Origin of the sequence: Vibrio sp. GLN_1, assembly GCF_043106015.1 — a bacterium.
GTDB lineage: Bacteria > Pseudomonadota > Gammaproteobacteria > Enterobacterales > Vibrionaceae > Vibrio > Vibrio parahaemolyticus.
Genome location: NZ_JBICMD010000036.1, coordinates 1,124,587 through 1,145,928, shown reverse-complemented (window position 1 = coordinate 1,145,928; position 21,342 = coordinate 1,124,587). Strand labels below are relative to the sequence as shown.

Sequence of the window (21,342 nt, the reverse complement as noted above, 5' to 3'; positions counted from 1 at the left end):
GACAAAAAACCTCCCAATGGTGGGAGGTTTTTGTATTTCTGTTTTGGCGTTAAATCGCTTCTTCTTTTGGTGGCGTAATATCTTGCACGTTTTCACCGTCAAAGTTTTCAGCGTAACCTTTTGGCGGTGGCGTCCAGCCACGTTCAGAACGCGATAACTTATCGTGACGATCTTTGCGCATCTCTTCCGCCATTTTCTCTTCGAGCTGGATGAATAGCTCGCGGAAGTTGTTATCGAAGCGCTCACCTTCCGAATCGTCTTCCCACGCTTGATATAACATTTCAGATTTACGAGCTTCTACGCGCTTGTAAGTGTCTTTTTGCTGTTCAACAAAGAATGGGTGAATGCCCAACGCTTTCATAGCATGCCCACCCATTTCCAGTGCCGAGTGATAAGTTTCCGATTCGATCACATCTGCGCCAGCTTGACGCAGCAAGTAACCATGACCGCGGTCGAAAGCGCGTGCGATGATTTTCACTTTCGGGTACGTGTGCTTCACGTATTTCACCAGTTCCACACTCGATTCCTGGTTATCAATCGCGACGACCAACGCAGCCGCATGCTCGATACCTGCCGTGTGCAGCATATCTGGTCGGGTTGCGTCACCAAAATAGGCACGAGTGCCAATCTGGCGCATGTTATCGACTTGGTTGGCTTGATGGTCAAGCACTACAGTTGTCACGCCGTTCGATACTAATAGGCGATTCACAATCTGACCAAAGCGGCCAATACCAGCAATGATGACTGTGCCTGTTTCTTCAATCGTATCGCTTTCGCGTTCATTCGATTGGGTTTCAAAGCGAGGCAAAATCACCCGATCAAACAGAATGAACAAGCCTGGTGTCAGGAACATTGAAATCGCAACCACCAGTGCAAGAGTTTGCGAGAGTTCAAACGGAATGACGTGGTTTTGCACAGAGAAGCTTAGCAACACAAAACCAAATTCACCCGCTTGAGCCAAGCTTAGGGTAAACAGCCAGCGGTTGCTACCTTTCACTCTAAATATCAGCGCGAGAATAAACAGCACCAAGGCTTTCAATACCATCACGCCAATGGTCAGCGCCATGATCAGCCAGAAATCACCAAATAGAACCGAGAAGTTGATTCCCGCGCCAACGGTAATAAAGAACAGACCCAGCAATAAACCTTTAAATGGTTCGATGTTGGACTCTAACTCGTGGCGGAATTCACTGTTCGCCAATACAACGCCAGCCAAGAAGGTTCCAAGCGCAGGAGACAAGCCCACTAAACTCATCAGTGCAGCGATGCCAATCACCAGCATGAGCGCGGTCGCCGTAAAGATTTCGCGCAAACCAGAGCTCGCCACGTACTTAAGTAACGGGCGGCTTAAAAAGTGTCCGCCAACCACAACAATTGCAATCGATGCAGTGATGACAATTCCGTATGCCCAGCCCGGCAAATCGGCCACGAGGTTTAAATCGTCATGATGCTGCGCAGCAGTTTGAACGGCATTTTGTGCTTGTTCGACTAACTCCGGCAGGGCCAACAATGGAATAAAGGCCAACATCGGGATAACGGCGATATCTTGAAAGAGCAGAACAGAAAACGCGTTTTTACCACCTTCTGTTTTGGTTAGCCCTTTTTCGCTAAAGGTTTGCAGCACAATGGCGGTTGATGACAGCGCGAAAATTAGGCCAATCGCCAGAGCAATCGTCCAAGGCTGCTCAAAGTACAAGGCGATACCCATAATCGCGGCGACAGTGCCGCCAACTTGCAAGCCACCTAACCCCATCAAGCGATTACGCATCGCCCACAGCATTTTAGGTTCGAGTTCTAAACCAACAAGGAACAGCATCATTACAACGCCAAATTCCGCAAAATGTTGGATGGTTGTGGTCTCTTCGCCTACTAGGCCGATAATTGGGCCAATCACCACGCCGGCAATTAGGTAGCCCAGTACAGAGCCTAAACCTAAGCGTTTTGCTAACGGAACCGCGATAACGGCGGCTACAAGGTACACAAAGGCTTGTAAGAATATTCCTGTCATGACGCCTCCTTGATGAGCTCCGGCAATGCACTGTTAAGTTTAATGAGCGAAGCGGCGGCCTCGACATCCAATCGGTCTTCGACCAGCGCCGTTAAGAGCTTTTTATAGCGTTCAATATGGCGCGGGATACGACCTTCTTCGGCTGCGGTACGCGAACCAAACAAAGCAAGAGGCGCAATATAGTGCATGCCCGTGAGTGCGGACATTTGCTCGATAGGAGCGAGCAGTTCCCGAATCGTAAAATGGTTGTAGCCTTCGGCTTTGTAGGCTTCTTCTTTGCCGCCGGCAGAAAGCACGCACAGCATGGTTTTGCCTTGCAGTTCGGTTCCTTCGGTGCCGTATGCAAAGCCGTATTCCAACACCAAATCTTGCCATTCTTTCAAAATCGCTGGTGTTGAGTACCAGTAAAGCGGAAATTGGAAAATCACCACATCATGTTCACGAAGGCGTTGTTGTTCTCGGTCGATATTGATGTTGAAACGAGGGTACTCACCGTACAAGTCAACGCATGTCACGCCTTCGATTTTTTGAGCTTCTTTGAAAAGTGGAGTATTCACTTCTGAACGATGCTGGGAAGGATGAGCAAAGAGAATCAGTACTTTTTTATTTGTCATAGGGATCCTTGCTTTCAGCATGGCCTTATCCGAATGGAGAAGGTGGGTGAAGAGACTGACGCGCTATGTCCGTCTCGGTCAGTTACAAAATGTAACGCATAAACGTTAACCTATCTACCATGTAGGAATAGATAAACTGATGAAGTATTAATAAAAAACCACCAAACAAGTTGGTGGTTTTATAAAATGAGACAAGTTCTCTGAGCCCGTGGGGCTATTTCATGATCACGCCAATTTATTCGTGAATAGGCACCACTAAAATATCAACGGGTGATTTGTTGATTAGGTGTCTTGAGTAAGAAATGATCTTGCTCCAGAAATCTTGGTGGTGACCACAAATCAACAGATCCACTTCTTGCTCTTTAATGGTGACTTCCAATTTATCAGCCAAATCCCCCGTACCTACAAAGAAGTGTTTAAGTGGGTAGTCCATGTAATCACTGAATGTTCTTAAACATTCCATTGAATGCTCATTCAACGGCCTTTGATCCGGGTTCTCTTTAATGTCTACAAGCTCGCGATAGATTTCTCCGTGCGTACCATCAATATGGATAAAGGAGATATCGGAGTCGAGATAGTTTGCCATTGATACCGCTCTGTCGATAAGCACGGTGCTTTCATCTGACAGTTCGAGTGCAACAAGGATATGTTTGTATTTCATAACCACGCCCTTATGTGGATTATCTTTACCCTAAGCATAGTATGGCTTGGGCAAAAATTGTGTTGATAAGATCTCGAAATTGTTCAAAGTTTTGTTAAAAAGTTAATACGATATAACAACTTGCTGTGAAACTTTCTCTTTGTACTCATTTGGTTAGAAAGCTTGCTTTTTGAACAAAAAAGCCGCTACACTTTGCGCATCATTTCTCTAGGAGATTACGCCAACATGAAGAACTAAACCTGTTATCCATATTTTTACTTATTTTTTGGATCTGCAGGGTTAGTAGGCGTAGCTCACTTTCCGATATTTCTTTGCAACAAGACGACTTTTTGATTTGACGTTTATCGTCGAGCTTTACATAGAGCTTAATGCGTTTGTGCACGCGTTTTGTTGCAATCTCAAATCATAGCTACGGCTGTTGTCCCTGTCATACAGGAGGCAAATTATGCCAGTTTTACAAGCTTTTAATGTTAGCCATCAATTTGATAATGGCGAGACGCTATTTCAGTCTATTTCTTGTTACATGACTAAACGACGTGTTGGTTTGGTTGGGCGCAATGGCATCGGTAAGTCGCTTTTGGCTTCCATTTTGGCGGGCGAAACTCAGCCTGCCAGCGGTGTTGTGACTTCTCCCTCTTCTTTCATGATGTATCGCCAGCAGCCGTCTGATCTGCTTTCAGGTCAGCAATCGATCGCCCAGTTTCTGGGAACAGACTCGGTCTTACATGCTTTGAAGCAGATTGAACAAGGTGATGTTTCTGAGCATTGGTTCGAACTGGTTGGCGAACAGTGGGATATTGAACAGAAACTCAAACAGCAGCTTGCTGCGATGGGCTTGCCGCAAGACCCTGATTTCTCTTGTGCTCGGCTCAGTGGGGGGCAGTTGGCGCGTTTGCAGTTATGGCAATTGTTTGAAAACGAAGCGGAGCTTTTGATTCTCGATGAGCCATCCAATCACCTAGATACCGAGGCGAAACAATGGTTGATAGAGTCTATGAAGCATTTCGGTGGCGCGATTTTACTCATCAGTCACGATCGCGAGCTGCTTCGAGCAATGGAGGAAATTTGGGAACTCTCGGGCCTAGGCTTACAGGTTTTTGGTGGAAATTACGATGTGTATGCCGAGCAAAAACGCACTGAGTTACAAGCGGTCGAAAGGCAGTTAGCGCAGGTCGATAAACACAAAAAACGGTTAGCTGAGCAAGCCCAGAAAAATCGCGAAAAAGCAGACCAACGCGCCGCGCAAGGGAACAAACTGCGCAAAGACGGCAGTCAGCCCAAAATTTTGCTTGATGGCAAAAAGGATAGCGCGACCGCCAGCGCCTCAAATCGCAATAAGAATGAGCAACTCAGACAAGCGCATTTACAAGCCAAAGAGCGGGCGTTGCAATCGCGACATGAGCAGCTCAAAGCGCAAAAGTTTTATCTTGCAGATAATCCGAACCGTTCGAGAAAAGTGTTGTCGATACAAGAAGGTATATTGCCTTTTGGGGATTCTACTCCTATCACTTTGCAGATTTTTGCGAACGATAAAGTCCATCTCAAAGGGAAAAATGGCTGCGGAAAGTCAACCTTGTTAAAGACGTTGCTTGGCGAGTTGTCGTTGCTGAGTGGTGAGTTGCAAGTGAATACACCCTTGTATTATCTCGACCAACACTTTGGCGTAGTGAATCCAAATCTTTCGTTACTTGAGAACGTAATGGAGACCTGCCAAGAGATGACGGAAAGTGAAGCGAGAACCTTACTGGCGGGGATCGGTTTTCGTCGAGACGCTGTGTTTCGGTTGGGATGCGTACTAAGCGGTGGCGAGAAGATGAAGCTCGCAATGCTGATCGTCAGCCATCAACACTCCCAGCCTTTGCTGCTGCTTGATGAACCAGATAATCATCTCGATCTCGAGTCAAAAATAATGCTTAGTCAGGCGTTAAATGTATACAAAGGTGGATTTGTTCTGATTAGTCACGACCAAGATTTCGCTTCTGAGTCTGGGGGTTTGCGCCAAATCGAGCTGACTTAGACGAAAGAGAGTAAACGCCATCGTAGCTCTTCAGTGTTGTTCCCAAGTTCTACACTTCCACTTACTAGTTTGTAGAACTGGCAGGAAATGAGGGAGTTAGGATGGCTTTCACAACTCGTTTAATGAAATTAGATTCATTTTGTCGATATATAGTAGAGTTCTGATGTATTGCACAAAAAGACAACAGAAAAATAAAAAGGAATTTCATGAAAAAGAACACCCTAGCGTTCGCAACGGCTCTCGCACTCGGAAGTGTGTTGTCTGTGGCGCATGCAAATGAAGCGGCGCAATCGTCGGTTGAACAGGTAACCCCGAAAGCCATCACGTATCCAACCACACAAAAAGTGGATGTTGTCGATGACTACTTTGGTACAAAAGTGAGTGATCCTTATCGCTGGTTGGAAGACGATCTCAGCCCAGAAACCGCAGAATGGGTGAAGGCACAAAATGCAGTGACGTTTGATTATCTGTCGAAAATCCCTTACCGCGAGCAGATTGAAGAGCGCATCACTAAGCTCATGGACTACGAAAAGCAAAGCCAACCGTTCAAAGAGGGTAAGTTCACTTATTTCTACAAAAATGACGGGTTACAAAACCAAGATGTGCTTTATCGGCAGTTAGGTGATGGTGACGCAGAAATTTTCCTCGATCCAAATACTTTTAGTGAGGATGGCACCACATCGTTAGCGGGAGTGAGCTTTTCACGAGACGGTTCTTTGGTCGCATACAGTATTTCGGAAGGCGGTAGCGATTGGCGCAAAGTCATTGTGTTAGACACAGAAACCAAAAAGCCAGTCGGTGAAACGCTGGTGGATATTAAGTTCAGCGGCATCAGTTGGCTCGGCAATCAAGGTTTCTATTACTCGAGTTATGACAAGCCACAGGGGAGTGAACTCTCCGCGAAGACAGATCAACACAAGCTCTACTTTCATAAACTTGGAACGAAACAAAATGAAGACCAGCTGATTTTCGGCGGCTTTGAGGAAGAGAAATACCGTTATGTTGGCGGCTATACGTCAGATGATGAACGCTACTTGTTTATCTCAGCCAGCGTATCGACATCGGGTAACAAACTGTTCTTTAAAGATCTGAGTAAGCCAAACAGCCCACTTAAAACCATTTTAGATAACACCAGTTCTGATACTTGGGTAATAGACAACCAAGGCACGAAGCTGTACTTGGTTACGAACCTTAACGCGCCGAACAAACGCGTCGTGACGGTGGATGCGAGTCAGCCGCAGCCCAAAAACTGGAAAGATTTGATTCCTGAAACAAAGAATGTGTTACGCGTTTCTACCGCGGGTGGCAATTTGTTTGCGAGTTATATTGTTGATGCGATCTCGATGGTGAAGCAATACGACATGAACGGCAAACTCATCCGAGAAATCAAATTGCCTGATATTGGCAGCGCATACGGTTTCTCGGGTAAAAAAGATGAAACCGAAGTCTACTATTCTTTCACCAACTACAAGATGCCAAGCACTACGTATCGTCTGAACATCAAAGATGGTGATAGCGAGGTGTACTACAAATCTAAAGCGCCATTTGATCCAGCTTTGTATGACTCTCGCCAGGTGTTTTACACCTCAAAAGACGGAACAAAAGTGCCGATGATCATCACCTATAAAAAAGGGACACCGATGGACGGCAGTGCACCAACCATCCTATATGGTTATGGCGGTTTCAACATTAGCCTCACACCATCTTTTAGCCCGACACGTGCGGCTTGGTTGGAGCTTGGTGGTGTTTACGCGGTAGCGAACATTCGTGGCGGTGGGGAGTATGGTAAAGAGTGGCACAACGCTGGCATTCAAATGCAAAAGCAAAATGTGTTTGATGACTTTATTGCGGCGGCTGAATTCCTAATTGATGAAAAGGTAACGTCATCAAACAAGTTAGCCATTAACGGTGGATCGAATGGTGGCTTGTTAGTGGGGGCAGTTATGACGCAACGTCCAGATCTGTTTAAAGTGGCGCTGCCAGCAGTCGGCGTACTGGATATGCTGCGTTACCATACTTTTACCGCAGGTGCTGGTTGGGCGTATGACTACGGTACGGCTGAGCAAAGTAAAGAGATGTTCCAATATCTGAAAGGTTATTCGCCAGTGCACAATGTAAAAGCAGGGGTGGAATACCCAGCAACATTGATTACAACGGGTGATCATGATGATCGTGTTGTTCCTGCTCACTCTTACAAATTTGCTGCTGAGTTGCAGTCAAAACAGGCGGGTTCAAATCCGACCTTGATTCGCATCGAAACCAATGCAGGACATGGTGCTGGCACACCAACGCGTAAAATAATTGAGACAAATGCAGATATTTATAGCTTTGCACTGTTCAATATGGGGATAGAGAAACTGCAATAGTGCGAATCGTTTGCGTTTTTAGTTAACGAAATGCATTGGTGCTTTTGCACTCGATAATAAAAGGGAATCACAGAGTGTGATTTCCTTTCAATTTATTGTGGAGTAACTATTCTAAATTGACCGCAAGGCTAATTAAATTAAGGTATTTGCAATTTATTACAACTCTCTTCTTTACCTTAAGAGTAATATGCGATAAAAATAAAACTTGATCGCGATCACCTAACACCATTGCACTCCTTATTTATATGGTAAATTTAATTAATCATTTGTTCTAATGATAATTGAATTTTCATAAGTTTTAATATTCCCTTCTTTGTAAAGCTTACCAAATTTCAAGTTATATAAGATATAAGTAGCAGTGATTGAACTTTTACGACGCTTTATTTTATTTTAATTAAAACGTCTAATGTTTCGTCATTATTAAATTTGCTTTGATAATTTATATTATCCAAAGCGAGTTGTGTTGCTTGCTATTTATGATGACCTCATGACGTGAATAATTTTATAATCATTAAAATGGATACAGTTTTATGAATTTAGTGAAACCGTCTGTTGTTATCATGGCAGCAGCCCTTCAACTCGCGTCTTCTGCTTATGCTCAGACAAATAATGACGAAGAACTACAAGATATGTCTGACCCACTTGCGGTTTACACCCAAGCGGGCTTTGGTATTACTGACAAAGGCGCGAACATCAAAATCGGTCAAACTTACCAATCTAGCCAGCCTGGCACCATGGCGATGAACATCATCGAAATGAAAGGCATTGGTGGTGAGCTATTTGGCATTCGCGACAATGACGATCCAATGTATGCCAATGTTGATGACAGCATTGACTCTTTCCGACTACGTAATTTCCAAGTAGAAGTCGCAAAAGGTCTAGGCCGTCAATTGGATGTAAACTACGATGTTGATAACGATAAATTAGATGCATCTTACAGCTTTATTCAAGGCCTACCTAAGTTTGGTATGTTGCAGTTATTTCCTTTAGCTGGTGCGGGTGTCACTATTGCTAATGATTTTAGTGATGATGACAAAGGTTATGAAATTCCAGGTACTTTCACCGTTGTCGGTATGTACTCAAAAATTGAATTAACCGATAAAATCTGGATTAACTACAACCCAATGTATATGCATACATTGTCAGGGTCTAGTCAATATAAAGACACTTATTACGCGGGTGAAGATAATATCTTAACTCATGAGTTTGCGTTGTCTTATCAAATTAATCCTCGCGCTAATATTCGTTACTTTGCAAACTGGAATGAGCACGTTAATTTCGGTGATGGTGATCACCGTATCGAATTTAACTACCAATTCTAACTCCCTCGTTTATTTCCAGAATAGAAAGTGCGTTTATCCATATATTTAAATATTTAGGCTAGGGCACTTTCTACATAAAGTAGGTTTATCATGAAAGCCAAATATAAATTTGCGTTGGTATCTATTGCTATATCTTCTGCATTACTATCAGGATGCAAAACTGGCGATATCGCAACGAAAACTGCCCAAGCACCCTCTGTTGAAACCGTTACCCTAACCGAAACAAAAATCACTCCTTATCATACTTTTATCGGTCGAACTGAAGCGGTAAATGACGTTGATATTATGCCTCGAGTCGGTGGCGAATTAACCGCGATTCATTTTAAAGATGGCGATATGGTCGAAAAAGGCCAATTGCTGTTTGAAATCGACGACCGTCCTTACAAAGCGGCACTGGCGTATGCAAAAGCGTCGTTGCAAAAAGCAAAAGCACAACTCGTTCAAACTACGCGTGATGCAGAACGTGTGAAGAAACTCATCAAAGATAAAAGCATCAGTGAGCAGCAATACGATGACGCCATTGCTGCGCACGCCGCAGCGATTGCTTCGGTAGAAGAGGCGAAAGCGACGCTGGTTTCAGCAAGGCTCGATCTTGAATTTAGCTCTGTGCGTGCTCCTTTCTCTGGCCGCGTGGGGTTCAGCAACTTCCGAGTGGGTGACCGTATTTCGAAAATTCAACTCGTTCCTCTTGTTTCGATCACTCAAATCGACCCAATTCGCTTTGGCTTTGATGTGGATGAGAAGCTCTACCGCCGCGTAAGAAGCGCGATTGATGTGGCTCATCGTAACGATGACAAACTGGATGTTGATTTAACACTGACGCTTTCAGACGGTTCATTGTATCCGCTTGATGGCAAGATCTACGCCGTTGGCAACAAGATCGATTTAGAAACAGGCTCAATTCGAGCAGAAGCACAATTTGATAACCCAACTTACGCGCTTATGCCGGGTGAATATGGCAACTTGACCATCAAGCTGCGCAACAAAACCATTGATGGTTTGCTTATCCCATCGGCGGCTGTTCAGCAAGACCAAGCGGGTGACTACGTCATGGTGGTTGGTGATGATCACGTGGTGTCTCGTCGTAACGTTGAACTTGGTCAGACCTACGGTGTGAAACGTGCTGTGCTGACTGGCTTGGCGGCTAACGAAAAAGTCATCGTTAATGGTCTTCAAAAAGTGCGTCCGGGTGCAACGGTGAAAGACGTTGAACTACAGAGTGAACAAGGCTGAGTGAGTACTGATGTTAAGTAAATTTTTCATTCACCGGCCGAAGTTTGCTTTGGTGATCTCACTGGCGATGACATTGATGGGTATGATCGCCCTGAAAGTCTTGCCAATTTCTGAGTATCCTCAAATCTCTCCAACGGTAATTACGGTGAGCACCATGTATCCGGGTGCAAACGCGGACGTGGTTAAAAAGACGGTAGCACAACCGATAGAAGCCAAAGTCAATGGCGTTGAAGACATGATTTACATGTCTTCTGTGATTGGTAACGATGGCTCATACACATTGCGTATTTACTTCCGAGTGGGCGCAGATGGCGATATGGCGCAGGTTCGTGTGAACAACTTGGTGGCACAGGCGACGTCATCTCTACCACAAGAAGTAAACCAAATCGGTGTGACGGTTAAGAAGAAATCTTCCGACATGCTGGGCGTTATCACACTGCGTTCTCCGAAACAGTCTTACGACAGTATCTACCTTTCTAACTACGCGGATCTCAATATCGTTGAGCGTCTAAAACGTATCGAAGGTATGAGTGACATTACGCTGCTGGGTAAGAAAGACTACTCAATGCGTATTTGGTTGAACCCAAATAAACTGGCCACCTTGAAGCTATCTGCTAGCGATGTTATTGGCGCAATTAAAACGCAAAACATCCAAGTGGCGGCGGGTAAGATCGGTGGTATGCCAGCTCCGGGTGACCAGCAATATCAATATGTTTTGCAAACCAAAGGTCGCCTTACTTCTGCGGAAGAGTTCGAGAACATCATCATCCGTGCGAGCAAGAAAGGTTCTTTGATTCGCTTGAAAGATGTGGCTCGTGTCGAAGTTGGCGCACAAGGCTACGAAGCTGATGGTCGTATGAATAACGAACCAGCCGCCGTTCTGGCCTTGTACCAGTTGCCGACAGCGAACGCGCTAGACGTGATGGAACGCGTGAAAGAGGCCATGAAAGAGTACGAGAAATCGTTCCCAGATGATTTGGTCTACGACATCGCGTATGACTCTACCGAATACGTAGAGACATCGATTGATGAAGTGTACGAGACGCTGGTGATTGCGGTACTTCTTGTAACCTTCGTTGTGTACGTTTTCTTGCAGAACTGGCGAGCGACCATTATTCCAACCTTAGCGATTCCGGTTTCCATCATTGCGACGTTCGCAATCATGGGCGTGATGGGCATGACCATCAACACCATTTCGTTGTTTGGCTTGATCCTCGCCATCGGTATCGTGGTGGACGATGCTATCATCGTGGTGGAGAACGTGGAGCGGGTTATCCATGAAGAGCATTTAGACCCGATTCCTGCCACTATCCAAGCTATGAAAGAAGTGACGGGGCCAGTATTGGCAACAACGCTTATTTTGTTGGCGGTATTCGTACCGGTTGCGCTATTGCCGGGTATTTCTGGTCGAATGTTCAACCAGTTCGCGGTCACCATCTGTGTGTCGGTGCTGATCTCTGCGATCAACGCATTAACGTTAACGCCAGCGCTTTGTGCGTTGATGTTGAAATCTACTCACTCACAACCTATTGCGCCTTTGCGTGCGTTTAACCGAGGTTTTGAAGCAATAACGCGCAAATACCAAGGTTTAGTTGGCTTCTTGAGCCGCCGCATTGTGCTGAGTATCGGTGTTTATGGCGCGCTTATTGCGGTGCTGGCATTTGCGTTCATGACCGTACCTTCTTCTTTCGTTCCGAACGAAGATAAAGGCGTGTTCATGGTCGAAATGCGTTTGCCAGACGCAGCAGCATTGCAGCGTACTGCACCATTAATGAAGAAGTACGTTGATGAGCTAAAACAGATGGAAGGTGTGGAGAACGTGGTTTCGGTTGCGGGCTTCTCGGTAATTAACATGGCGTCGATTCCAAACTCGGGCATGTTGATCATCAAACTGGATAACTGGAGCAAACGTAAAGACCCTGAGTTACACCAACGCGCGTTGATGAACAAAGTTAACCAAATGCTGAACTCAACGCCAGATGCCGCTTCGTTCGTTTTCGCGACGCCGGCAATCAAAGGTATGGGTGCGGTGGATGGTTTCAACCTTGTGCTGCAAGACAACTTGGGCCGTTCTCCACAAGAGTTGGCAAAAACAACCGCTGATTTTGTTGCCCAAATCAACCAACTGCCTGAAGTGGCGCGTGCGTTCTCGATTTTCCGTGCGAACATTCCGCAACGTTACATCGATATTGACCGCGATAAAGCGATTTCGATGGGCGTACCGTTGAATGAAATCTTCAGCACACTGCAAGCACAGTTGGGCGGTGCATACATTTCTGACTTCAACTTGTTTGGTCGTTCGTACCAAGTGAAAGTGCAAGCAGAAGAGCAATACCGTGACAACATCGACGACATCGACCATCTGTTTGTTCGCTCAAGCTCTGGAAAAATGGTGTCACTGGCAACGCTAGTGAAAGTGAAGCCGATCTTCGGCCCTGATACCTTATCGAACTACAACATGTTCAGTTCTGCAACCGTGAACGGTGCGCCAGCGCCAGGTTACAGCTCGGGTGATGTTGTAAAAGCCATTGAAAAACTGGCTGCGGAATCTTTGCCAAGTGGTTACTCGTACGAGTGGTCAGGCATGACTTACCAAGAGATGAAAGCAGGCAACATGGCGCCAATCGCGTTCGCATTGTCTTTGCTGTTCACCTACTTGTTCTTGGTGGCTCAGTACGAAAGTTGGACTATTCCTGCTGCGGTAATGATGGCGGTTCCAGTCGCGATTCTCGGCGCAATGGGCACGCTACTGCTGGTGGGACAACCGTTCGATTTGTACGTGCAGATTGGTGTGGTCATCTTGATCGGTATGTCCGCCAAAGTGGCGATTCTTATCGTGGAATTTGCCAAAGTTCTGCGAGAAGAAAAGGGCTTATCCATCATTGATGCTGCCAAAGAAGCTGCTCGAATCCGTTTCCGTGCAGTACAGATGACTGCGTTCGCCTTCATCTGGGGGGTATTCCCGTTGGTGATTGCATCGGGTGCCGGTGCGGCATCTCGTCACTCACTAGGCTTTGCGGTATTCGGCGGCATGATTCTCTCTACGTTTGTAGGCACGTTGCTGACGCCGGTGTTCTTCGTGATGATGCAATCTCTGCGCGAGAAGTTTAAGCGAAAGAAACCCACTGAACTTGAGGTGAGCGAGCAATAACGCTGATTTCAACTGACTCCACAACACCCCCACGCTGTGTGCGATTGGCCAATGCCTTTCATTGATATACAACCACCGTCGCAGCGTGGGTTCCCCCAAACAATAATAGGTTTTAGCATGAAAAATCTTTCAAAAATCGTCGTAGCGAGCTCTCTACTGACGTGTGCTGCTGCGCAAGCGGGTGGGTTATACCTTTACGAAACTACAGCATCGGATATTGGTTTGGCATCCGCTGGTATGGCGGCTCGTGCGCAAGATGCCTCAGTAATGGCAGCAAACCCGGCTGGTCTGGCGAATGTTTCTGGTAAATCTTTCTCTGGTAACCTGATTGGCCTTTACGGTGACGCGCAACTAGACACGATGACTGGCGATGCGGGTAACGTGATTGGTTTTGTTCCTATGGCGTCGGCATTTTACAGCCAACAAGTAAACGACAAATGGACGCTGGGTATTGGTCTGTATGGCAACTACGGTCTTGGCCTCGAGTACGAAGGTCTTTTGAATAATCATTTAGATATTCCTACAGCAACGACGCAAGCCTTAACCATTCAACCTTCCGCTTCTTACCGCATCAATGATCACTGGTCTGTGGGTGCGGCGCTTGGCATTCAGTACGGTATGTATGAAGTGGAAACGAAGGGAGCCCTGAACTTCAATGACGAAGACCAAGATACTCAGCTCAACGGCCGAGTAGGTGTACTTTATGAGGCAACACCAGGCACGCGTCTTGGCCTGTCTTACTCTTCTGAAACCGAATTTGAATTCGACAATAGCAACTCCATTGCTCCGCAACAACTGATCTTCAGTGCTTACCACGAAGTGAATGATGACCTAGCAGTGATGTGGAACGTGAACTGGCAAGACTGGAGCGAATACACAACCACGCTGAACGTAGAGACACAAGACACTTACCAAATCGCATTGGGTACTCAGTACAAACTGAATGAAAAAATGATGTGGAATGCAGGTTTTGCATTCGATACCAGCATGTATGAAAGCCAATCAAACGGTGACATTACCGTTCCTACTGGCAAGGCATACCGCATTGGTACAGGCATTGATTACAAATTGGATTCAGAAAACTCAATTGGTTTCGCTTTTGAAGCGATCTTGATGGAATCGTCAGAAACGCCACGCTTACAAGCTGGTTTTGATGAGCCTGCTCTGTACTTCATGAGCATGAGCTACAACTGGAAAAACTAATCATTCCTAATCGCTAAAACGCCTTCCTTACAGGCCATTCTACCCTAACTACCTGCACTGGATGCTGTCATGCCATCTAAGGTAGTTAGGGCGCTTCTGTCACATCCAGTGAGTGATGATTCAAAAAGTATCTGCGCAGCTAAGTGCGGGTATTCAACATCTCAAAGGACTAAAAAATGAAAAATAAACTAGCGTTAGTGTGTACGACTTTGTTGGTCAGTACGCTGGCTCATGGTGCCGAGCACCGAGTAAAAGACAATAAAAACAAGTTGGCGGATGACCCAACAAAAGTCATCACGAAATTTGGCGCGTCGTACGCAAACAACTACGATTTTGATGATCAAAACATCTCATTCTCGGGCTCACTTGCGCTTGACCAAGCGCGCAAAATCAACCTGCGTATCAATGATGATGCGAGCGAGTGGCGTATTGGTGGCTCGTGGTTGTTTCCGGTCGGTATCGTTAACTTCAACTTCGGTAAAAATGAATACGTAAACGGCGCGGATCAAACCAACTACAGCGTTGGTACCTTTATGCCGCTAAGTTATTTCGGGATTGAGCCAGCAGGCTTCCAAATTTTCCCAATGGCAGGCTATACGTACAACACTGGTGATGTTCCTGTTTGTGACGGTGCAGAAAGTAGCCACTGTAGCGAGCCTAACTTTACGGGCACGCCAAGTGCAGAGAATGGCTTCAATATGATGAGCTCTTCAGGCAGCAGCGGTTACGTTGGTGCATTTGCGCTGAAATCGTTTACCAAAGAACTGACGTTAATCAGCTTCGCAGCGGGCACTTACGGCTCAGAAAACAGTGAAGGAGAGAACTACAAAGGCTTCTTTGGTGGTATCGGCCTTGGTTACCTTGTGAACAAACGCCACTCGTTTAACGTAATGACGTTTGTCATGGACAACAACACCTACCTGGATGAAGCAGACAAGCGTGTTGCGGTATCGTACCAATATCAATTTGAATAATGGAAACACAGCGCTAATGCGTTTGTGACGTCCAGTCCGTTAACACAAGCTAGCCTGTGATTCGAGCGTGTCACTGACATTATTTCAGCCCTTGCTCAGCGATGAATACTGAGGAAATTCTCAAGCAGCAATGCGAGAGATAGCACAGCATGAATTAACGCCAGTGATAACGTTCAATCGGCTTACGATTGTTCTTCAATACTCTTCTGGTATTGATGTTTCAAAACGTACATGCGCTTCACGTCACGATAGCTGCCATTAATGAAGTACTCTTCGATAAGATGGCCTTCCTCAATAAAGCCGCACTTTTTATACAGATGGATGGCAACTTCGTTCTCAACCGCAACCAATAGGTAGATTTTGCGTAAGTTAAGGATGGAGAAAGAGTAATCCAATGCGCGATGAATCATTTCCATCGCATAACCACGGCCTTGATGGTCTGGCGCGATGATGATTTGAAATTCCGCACTGCGGTGGATGTAGTTGATTTCAATCAGTTCCACCAAACCAATCAAAATGCCGTCAGCGTCTTCAACGACAAAGCGTCGTTCTGCGTCATCGTGAATGTGTTTGCGGTAAAGTTCTTCGAGCTCGTCATAGGACTCGTAAGGTTCTTCAAACCAGTAGGCCATGATATTGCGATTGTTGTTGAGTTCGTGGATAAAACGCAAATCAGAGCGTTCTAATGCACGCATTTTTAGGCCTTTTTTCATCCTGTTTCTCCAATGAGTGGGAGGGCAAATCCTCCCCGGTTGATGCTAGAAAATCTTAACGTATCTTAGGGAAAACACCTCGCATATTTTTATCAACTTTGTCATTTGTATCAACGGATATTTGACCTGTGTCAAACTTCGTAAGTTGCTAAAATTATTAATAATACTCGTTAATCCAGACGATAAAAAAGCTGATTAGTAAGGGAGGCTGATTTCATATTAAATACCGCGCAACGACTTCGTGTCTTAATCTAAACAAACAAGGTATTCAATATGTTTTCAATCGGTGACGTAGTGGTAGCGACTAAAGGTGTCGAGCAAGGCGAAATGGTTGTTACAGGTTTAAGCAGCGGCGGTTTTTACGCTCACGTTAAAGCTGGCGAAAAGACGCTAACTTACCCTGCTAAAGATCTTAAGAAAGCATAATTCAATTTGCTGACTTCTTAATCCCAAGTCAGCGCAAGGTGAATCACTCCTCATCTTGAATTTACTTGGGAATCGCAAAGGTAGCGCATCAGTCGCTACCTTTTTTATTGTTGATTCATCATCTCACTCATTGCTCATTCGATACGCCTTGATGCTCGCTGTGGTTGATTTCTACGCGATTTCTCCCGGTTTCTTTCGCTTTGTATAACGCTAAATCAGCACGTTTCACTAACGGCTCAAAAGAGTCATCCAAACCACACACTTGAGTTACCCCAATACTGGCGGTGAATGTCATATCACGCCCTGAATATCGAATCGTCGTGGTTTCTAAGGCATTTCGGATGGTTTCTAACGTATCCATTGCTTCTTGACAAGAGCGGCTTCTCAGGACGATAGCAAATTCTTCACCACCGACACGAGCAAGCAGGTCGCATTCTCGTAAATGCCCTTTAATGGTATTGGCAGCATGGATGAGAGATTTGTCGCCAGCGTCGTGCCCGAACTTGTCATTCAGTTTTTTAAAGTTATCTAAATCCAAAATCGCGACGTGGAATTTGATCCCTTGCGTGCGAAATTCAGAAAGACGATGCTCAATTTGACGCATGAACTCTCTGCGGTTTGGAATGCCAGTAAGATCGTCTGTGGTGGCGAGGTGCTCCATTTTCATGATCTGAATATGCAGCGCAATGTTTAACGCTATCCAGTTGGCAATGCATTGCAACTGTGCGGCTTGTTCCTTGGTATAAAAATGGGTTTGATGATGCGCGACGTTAAGCGTGCCCAAGCACATTTGACCATGCATCAGCGGCGCATCCATACACGTGCCCATACCGCTGGAGGTCAACATGACGCAATCTAGCTCGTCGGATTGAGAAACGTCGTCACAAATGATCAGTTGTTGGTTTTTGAACACACGCCCGACGAAGGCTTGATCAATCGGCACGAGAAAATCGGCAGGAATCGCTTTGTTGCCGGAAAAAGAGTAGACCTTGAGGTAGTCACTGTTTTCGTACAGCGTAATGCTGGTGCGGTCAGATTCAAAAATCCGATTGATCCATTCTGCGACAGTATCGAGCACCTGCTGTAACGTCTGTGATTGAGCTAAAAAGTGAACAAAGCCGATCGGTAAACATATTGGGCTTTCCATGTTTTGCGTCGACAAGTCATTTGGGTCAAAAGTTCTTTCAAGTCTCAATAGCCATCTCCCTAGACATTCCTCTAAATGTAAACAATAAGTAACACGCAGCTATTTTCAAGAAAAATACGTTCCTTTAACAGAGTATGGTTTATTTCTCGCCACTTGTGAGTGTCAGGTTGCTTAATGTGAGCTTGAACTCATGTCTAAACCGATAATTTTTATGCCTAATTAGCAAGAGGTGACCATTCGGTAAAGCGTAGCGAAGACAGCAAGAATAAGAGAGGTTTGTTAAGCATTTGAGAGAACAGGTAAGAAAAAGTAAGAAAAAGCCCCTCTGAATGAGAAGGGCTTGGTTGCTCGAGTTCGAGCTTAACTTTCTTTGTAGTGCTCTAAAATCAGTTGGCTGATTTGCGCGATCAGCTGATCGCGAGCTTGAAGCGAAAGGTCAGTGTCTGTGACGTAAATACTGATGTAAACCGGCTTGTAGTTGTCTTTCCAGATCATCGCGCTAATGCCGCGTGAACCGTAGTTACCTGCGCCAGAGCGGTCTGCAATCGACCAGCCTTTTGGCAGAACAGAGCGCATGAGAGAATCCGATACTTTGTTGTCTTGCATCCAGATTTTCAGCTGTGTGCGTGACTCGTAAGATAGGGCGTTATCTTCCATCAAGGTATGTAGGGTGTTTACCATGGCGTTAGGAGTTGTGGTGTCTCGCTTATCGCCCGGTTTTGCTTCATTCAAACGGGGTTCCAATCGGTCAAGTCGCGTTGCTTTGTCGCCAATAGATCGCAAAAACAGCGTGACCGCTTTAGGACCACCAATTTCATTTAGCACTAAGTTCGCGGCGGTGTTGTCGCTCATCAACATGGCGGCTTCACAAGCGTGTTCGATGCGTGTGCTTTGTCCAGCCAGTTTATCCATCACCGGAGACCAAACCACAATATTGCGTTCATCGATTTTCGCTGTGGCATTTTTGTTGAGTTTGCCGCTATCCATGTCGCTTAGCATGGTGGCACACGCTAACGTTTTGAATGTGCTCATTAATGGGAAACGTTCGTCTCCGCGATAATCCCAACGCTCGTCCGTTTGTGTATCCCAGACTGACACTCCAATTCGCCCAGATGTTTGTTTCTCAATGAGGGAGATGTCTTCGTTTAATTTGGAGGCGTAACTAACAGTTGAGCAAACCATCAGCCCAACCAACAGGAATAACTTTTTCATGCGTGGAGTTCTTCGTTCTTTTGGTTTTGATTCGCACTTTGGCGATGTTAAGCAAACTATAACGAGTGAATACTCTAACCACTGTTAAATCCCTGTCGATTTTCTGTAGGATTCTGCGCAATACCTCCAAGTTTGTTATTGACCTTAGGTATATTGTGGGTTTACTCAACTTTACGAATATTGACGTTGCATTACGCTAGAAAAACTAAACTAGAGTTGTCGTCAATTTGAGAGTGATGTTCATGAAAACTGTACGAAATTTTGTATGGATGATAATTGCCGCCGTGTCTGTGTTGTGGTGGATGAGTGAACCGCAACTGCTGTCCTCGACCCAATTCTTCCAATGGCGTTCCGCGCTTATTCAATATTCTGGTGTTTTGTCGTTAGCTTTGATGTCTATTGCGATGGTGCTTGCGCTGCGCTTACCTGTGATCGAGCAATGGGTTCACGGGATGGATAAGGCCTATCGTGTGCATAAATGGCTCGGCATTACGGGGGTTAGCCTCGGAGTCGTGCATTGGTTGACGTATAAAGTGCCAAAATGGCTAGTGTCGGCAGGAGTGCTCGAAAAACCAATTAAACACACCGGGGTTGGGCCTTCTGGGAACAACTTTGTCGGTTTAGAGCTCTGGGTCAAAGAGCTGCGCGATGTGGGGCTTGGTTTGGGGGAGTGGGGTTTTTACCTGCTCTTAGCATTGCTCGTGGTGTCACTGTGGACGGTTGTTAAATACAAGCCATTTAAGTTGTCGCATCGTTTAATGGCTGCTGTGTATTTGATGATTGCTGTTCACTCCGTTTTGCTGATCAAGCACGCGTACTGGGGTGAACCAATTCATTTCGTTGCTTTGGGCTTTGCCTTGATGGGCTCTGCAGCTGCCGTTTATAGCTTGCTTGGTTTTGTCGGACGAGCGAATCGTCATCCCGCTAAAGTGGTGTCGACTCGCTACTTCCCTCAAGCACGAGTGATGGAGTTGGTTTTGGCGCCAAGCAATAACGGCCAAGGAAAACCTTGGCAAGGACACAAAGCTGGGCAGTTTGCTTATGTTCGTTTTGGTAATGAAGATCCGCATCCGTTTACGATTGTTTCAGGTGAGCATGAACCAGAGGTACGCTTTTTGATCAAAGAGTTGGGTGATTTCACCACGGATTTGTACCACAGGGTTAAAATTGGTGAAGAAGTGATGGTTGAAGGCCCTTACGGACGCTTGGCGTTTGACGTCAATAAGCCGCAGATTTGGATTGCGGGTGGTGTTGGGGTCGCGTCGTTCTTTGCCATCTTAGCGTCACTCAAATCGCTAAAAACGCATCCTCCTGTGCATTTGTTTTACTGCACGCGAGGTTTGGACAGTCATTTAGTGGACGAGTTGTGGAAAATGGCACGTCTTGCGCAAGTGAAGCTGAACGTGATTGATACGGCGGTGTCTCCTCGACTTAACGTAGAGCGTATCGCGAGCGAATGTGGCGATTTAGCGCGTTATGAGTTCTATTTCTGCGGGCCTGAAGCTTTTTCGCAAACACTGAAAAAAGAGTTGAATGCTTATCGCGTCGATACCGAACGTCATTACCATGAAGAGCTGTTCGTCATGCGATAGTGACAAGGATGAACGAAACAAAAAGGAGCTGAGTGCAGCTCCTTTTGTCTTGTTGTATTCATGTCTAACGTATTGTCATCGTTAGATTATCTTGTTTAAGCCGAAGCCTACTTATAACCTTACAACTTCACTTTTTTGACCATGCCAGCTTCTGCGTGGCCTGGAATGTTACAAGCAAACTCTACGTTGTTGTCTCCGTGGAAGTGCCACAAAATCTGTTTTGCTTTACCCGGTTCTACGGTGACAGCATTGCCTGAGTCGTGCATGTGATTACCTGACATGTTTTTCATCATCTCACGGTGCTCAAGTTGCTCTGCTGCAGAACCGATGGTGAACTCATGATCGATTTTGCCCGTGTTCATCACCACGAACTGCACGACGTCGTTCGGTTCGATTTTTACGTCTTTCTTGAAGGTGATTTTCATGTCATCGCTCAAAATTACATGGACGACTTTATCCGGTTTCGCCCCATTCGCTGGCATACCCACTGCTGACATTCCTGCCATGCCTTGCATGTTGGAGTGATCCATTTTTGAATGATCCATCGGCATCTCGCCCATGTTCATGTTATCCATCGACATCGAACCATGGTCCATTTTGCCGTGATCCATGTTGTCGTGGTTCATGTTCGAGTTATCCATTTGCGCGAATGCGCCTGCTGATACCATAGTTAGAGCAAGAGTGATAAGGGTCTTTTTCATGT

16 protein-coding genes are annotated in these 21,342 nt (G+C 45.7%); 9 read left to right on the top strand and 7 right to left on the bottom strand.

What is annotated here, in order from left to right; translation table 11 throughout:
* Positions 1-49 precede the first annotated feature (49 nt).
* From ACF8OV_RS22875 to ACF8OV_RS22865, 3 genes are all read right to left on the bottom strand, one after another.
* Complete coding sequence (locus ACF8OV_RS22875; RefSeq protein ID WP_005479240.1) at positions 50-2,008, bottom strand: monovalent cation:proton antiporter-2 (CPA2) family protein; 1,959 nt, start codon at positions 2,006-2,008, stop codon at positions 50-52.
* Positions 2,005-2,622, bottom strand: a complete 618-nt coding sequence (locus ACF8OV_RS22870) for an NAD(P)H-dependent oxidoreductase (RefSeq protein WP_005459699.1) — start codon at positions 2,620-2,622, stop codon at positions 2,005-2,007. Before ACF8OV_RS22870 ends, ACF8OV_RS22875 begins: the two co-directional genes overlap by 4 nt.
* Before the next feature lie 235 nt (positions 2,623-2,857).
* Complete coding sequence (locus ACF8OV_RS22865) at positions 2,858-3,283, bottom strand: universal stress protein (protein WP_005459700.1); 426 nt, start codon at positions 3,281-3,283, stop codon at positions 2,858-2,860.
* 445 nt (positions 3,284-3,728) lie between these two features.
* On the opposite strand from ACF8OV_RS22865, the gene ACF8OV_RS22860 reads away from it, so the two are divergent.
* The 7 genes from ACF8OV_RS22860 (at position 3,729) to ACF8OV_RS22830 (ending at position 15,549) form a co-directional block, all read left to right on the top strand.
* On the top strand, positions 3,729-5,300 hold the full coding sequence (locus ACF8OV_RS22860) for an ATP-binding cassette domain-containing protein (RefSeq protein WP_005459701.1): 1,572 nt from the start codon (positions 3,729-3,731) through the stop codon (positions 5,298-5,300).
* Between the two features lie 206 nt (positions 5,301-5,506).
* Positions 5,507-7,666, top strand: a complete 2,160-nt coding sequence (locus tag ACF8OV_RS22855; protein ID WP_203504164.1) for a prolyl oligopeptidase family protein — start codon at positions 5,507-5,509, stop codon at positions 7,664-7,666.
* A 530-nt stretch (positions 7,667-8,196) separates the two neighbouring features.
* A complete protein-coding gene (locus tag ACF8OV_RS22850) occupies positions 8,197-8,988 on the top strand; it encodes a hypothetical protein (RefSeq protein WP_005488175.1) in 792 nt (263 codons plus the stop codon).
* A gap of 90 nt (positions 8,989-9,078) precedes the next feature.
* On the top strand, positions 9,079-10,221 hold the full coding sequence (gene vmeP, locus ACF8OV_RS22845; RefSeq protein ID WP_005391278.1) for an efflux RND transporter periplasmic adaptor subunit VmeP: 1,143 nt from the start codon (positions 9,079-9,081) through the stop codon (positions 10,219-10,221).
* 10 nt (positions 10,222-10,231) lie between these two features.
* On the top strand, positions 10,232-13,372 hold the full coding sequence (gene vmeQ, locus ACF8OV_RS22840) for an efflux RND transporter permease subunit VmeQ (RefSeq protein WP_005459706.1): 3,141 nt from the start codon (positions 10,232-10,234) through the stop codon (positions 13,370-13,372).
* A gap of 117 nt (positions 13,373-13,489) precedes the next feature.
* Positions 13,490-14,575, top strand: coding sequence for an OmpP1/FadL family transporter (locus ACF8OV_RS22835; RefSeq protein ID WP_017447888.1), 1,086 nt, complete (start codon positions 13,490-13,492; stop codon positions 14,573-14,575).
* Between the two features lie 176 nt (positions 14,576-14,751).
* Positions 14,752-15,549 carry a hypothetical protein gene (locus ACF8OV_RS22830; protein ID WP_005459709.1) on the top strand — a complete coding sequence of 266 codons (798 nt, stop codon included), beginning with the start codon at positions 14,752-14,754 and terminating at the stop codon, positions 15,547-15,549.
* 182 nt (positions 15,550-15,731) lie between these two features.
* Here the strand turns inward: ACF8OV_RS22830 and speG are convergent, their stop codons facing one another.
* Positions 15,732-16,262: a spermidine N1-acetyltransferase gene (gene speG, locus ACF8OV_RS22825; protein ID WP_005488166.1), complete on the bottom strand. Its 531-nt coding sequence runs from the start codon at positions 16,260-16,262 to the stop codon at positions 15,732-15,734.
* A 273-nt stretch (positions 16,263-16,535) separates the two neighbouring features.
* Between speG and ACF8OV_RS22820 the strand changes: the two genes are divergently transcribed.
* Entirely contained in the window at positions 16,536-16,688 is a 153-nt protein-coding gene (locus ACF8OV_RS22820) for a hypothetical protein (protein ID WP_005459713.1), read from the top strand.
* Positions 16,689-16,815: 127 nt separating this feature from the next.
* Here the strand turns inward: ACF8OV_RS22820 and ACF8OV_RS22815 are convergent, their stop codons facing one another.
* Both ACF8OV_RS22815 and ACF8OV_RS22810 read right to left on the bottom strand, forming a co-directional pair.
* Positions 16,816-17,883: a sensor domain-containing diguanylate cyclase gene (locus tag ACF8OV_RS22815; RefSeq protein WP_047725670.1), complete on the bottom strand. Its 1,068-nt coding sequence runs from the start codon at positions 17,881-17,883 to the stop codon at positions 16,816-16,818.
* 312 nt (positions 17,884-18,195) lie between these two features.
* Positions 18,196-19,047: a carbenicillin-hydrolyzing class A beta-lactamase CARB-18 gene (locus tag ACF8OV_RS22810; protein ID WP_005459715.1), complete on the bottom strand. Its 852-nt coding sequence runs from the start codon at positions 19,045-19,047 to the stop codon at positions 18,196-18,198.
* 242 nt (positions 19,048-19,289) lie between these two features.
* On the opposite strand from ACF8OV_RS22810, the gene ACF8OV_RS22805 reads away from it, so the two are divergent.
* Complete coding sequence (locus ACF8OV_RS22805) at positions 19,290-20,639, top strand: ferric reductase-like transmembrane domain-containing protein (protein WP_180761037.1); 1,350 nt, start codon at positions 19,290-19,292, stop codon at positions 20,637-20,639.
* A 119-nt stretch (positions 20,640-20,758) separates the two neighbouring features.
* Here the strand turns inward: ACF8OV_RS22805 and ACF8OV_RS22800 are convergent, their stop codons facing one another.
* Positions 20,759-21,340, bottom strand: a complete 582-nt coding sequence (locus ACF8OV_RS22800) for a cupredoxin family protein (RefSeq protein ID WP_021450693.1) — start codon at positions 21,338-21,340, stop codon at positions 20,759-20,761.
* Positions 21,341-21,342: the final 2 nt, after the last annotated feature.

What these genes read in the sequence shown, in the direction of transcription:
- ACF8OV_RS22810 (WP_005459715.1), bottom strand. Translation starts at nt 19,047, where the DNA reads ATGAAAAAGTTATTCCTGTTGGTTGGGCTGATGGTTTGCTCAACTGTT.
- ACF8OV_RS22855 (WP_203504164.1), top strand. Translation starts at nt 5,507, where the DNA reads ATGAAAAAGAACACCCTAGCGTTCGCAACGGCTCTCGCACTCGGAAGT.
- speG (WP_005488166.1), bottom strand. Translation starts at nt 16,262, where the DNA reads ATGAAAAAAGGCCTAAAAATGCGTGCATTAGAACGCTCTGATTTGCGT.
- vmeP (WP_005391278.1), top strand. Translation starts at nt 9,079, where the DNA reads ATGAAAGCCAAATATAAATTTGCGTTGGTATCTATTGCTATATCTTCT.
- vmeQ (WP_005459706.1), top strand. Translation starts at nt 10,232, where the DNA reads ATGTTAAGTAAATTTTTCATTCACCGGCCGAAGTTTGCTTTGGTGATC.
- ACF8OV_RS22830 (WP_005459709.1), top strand. Translation starts at nt 14,752, where the DNA reads ATGAAAAATAAACTAGCGTTAGTGTGTACGACTTTGTTGGTCAGTACG.
- ACF8OV_RS22805 (WP_180761037.1), top strand. Translation starts at nt 19,290, where the DNA reads ATGAAAACTGTACGAAATTTTGTATGGATGATAATTGCCGCCGTGTCT.
- ACF8OV_RS22835 (WP_017447888.1), top strand. Translation starts at nt 13,490, where the DNA reads ATGAAAAATCTTTCAAAAATCGTCGTAGCGAGCTCTCTACTGACGTGT.
- ACF8OV_RS22820 (WP_005459713.1), top strand. Translation starts at nt 16,536, where the DNA reads ATGTTTTCAATCGGTGACGTAGTGGTAGCGACTAAAGGTGTCGAGCAA.
- ACF8OV_RS22865 (WP_005459700.1), bottom strand. Translation starts at nt 3,283, where the DNA reads ATGAAATACAAACATATCCTTGTTGCACTCGAACTGTCAGATGAAAGC.
- ACF8OV_RS22875 (WP_005479240.1), bottom strand. Translation starts at nt 2,008, where the DNA reads ATGACAGGAATATTCTTACAAGCCTTTGTGTACCTTGTAGCCGCCGTT.
- ACF8OV_RS22870 (WP_005459699.1), bottom strand. Translation starts at nt 2,622, where the DNA reads ATGACAAATAAAAAAGTACTGATTCTCTTTGCTCATCCTTCCCAGCAT.
- ACF8OV_RS22860 (WP_005459701.1), top strand. Translation starts at nt 3,729, where the DNA reads ATGCCAGTTTTACAAGCTTTTAATGTTAGCCATCAATTTGATAATGGC.
- ACF8OV_RS22800 (WP_021450693.1), bottom strand. Translation starts at nt 21,340, where the DNA reads ATGAAAAAGACCCTTATCACTCTTGCTCTAACTATGGTATCAGCAGGC.
- ACF8OV_RS22850 (WP_005488175.1), top strand. Translation starts at nt 8,197, where the DNA reads ATGAATTTAGTGAAACCGTCTGTTGTTATCATGGCAGCAGCCCTTCAA.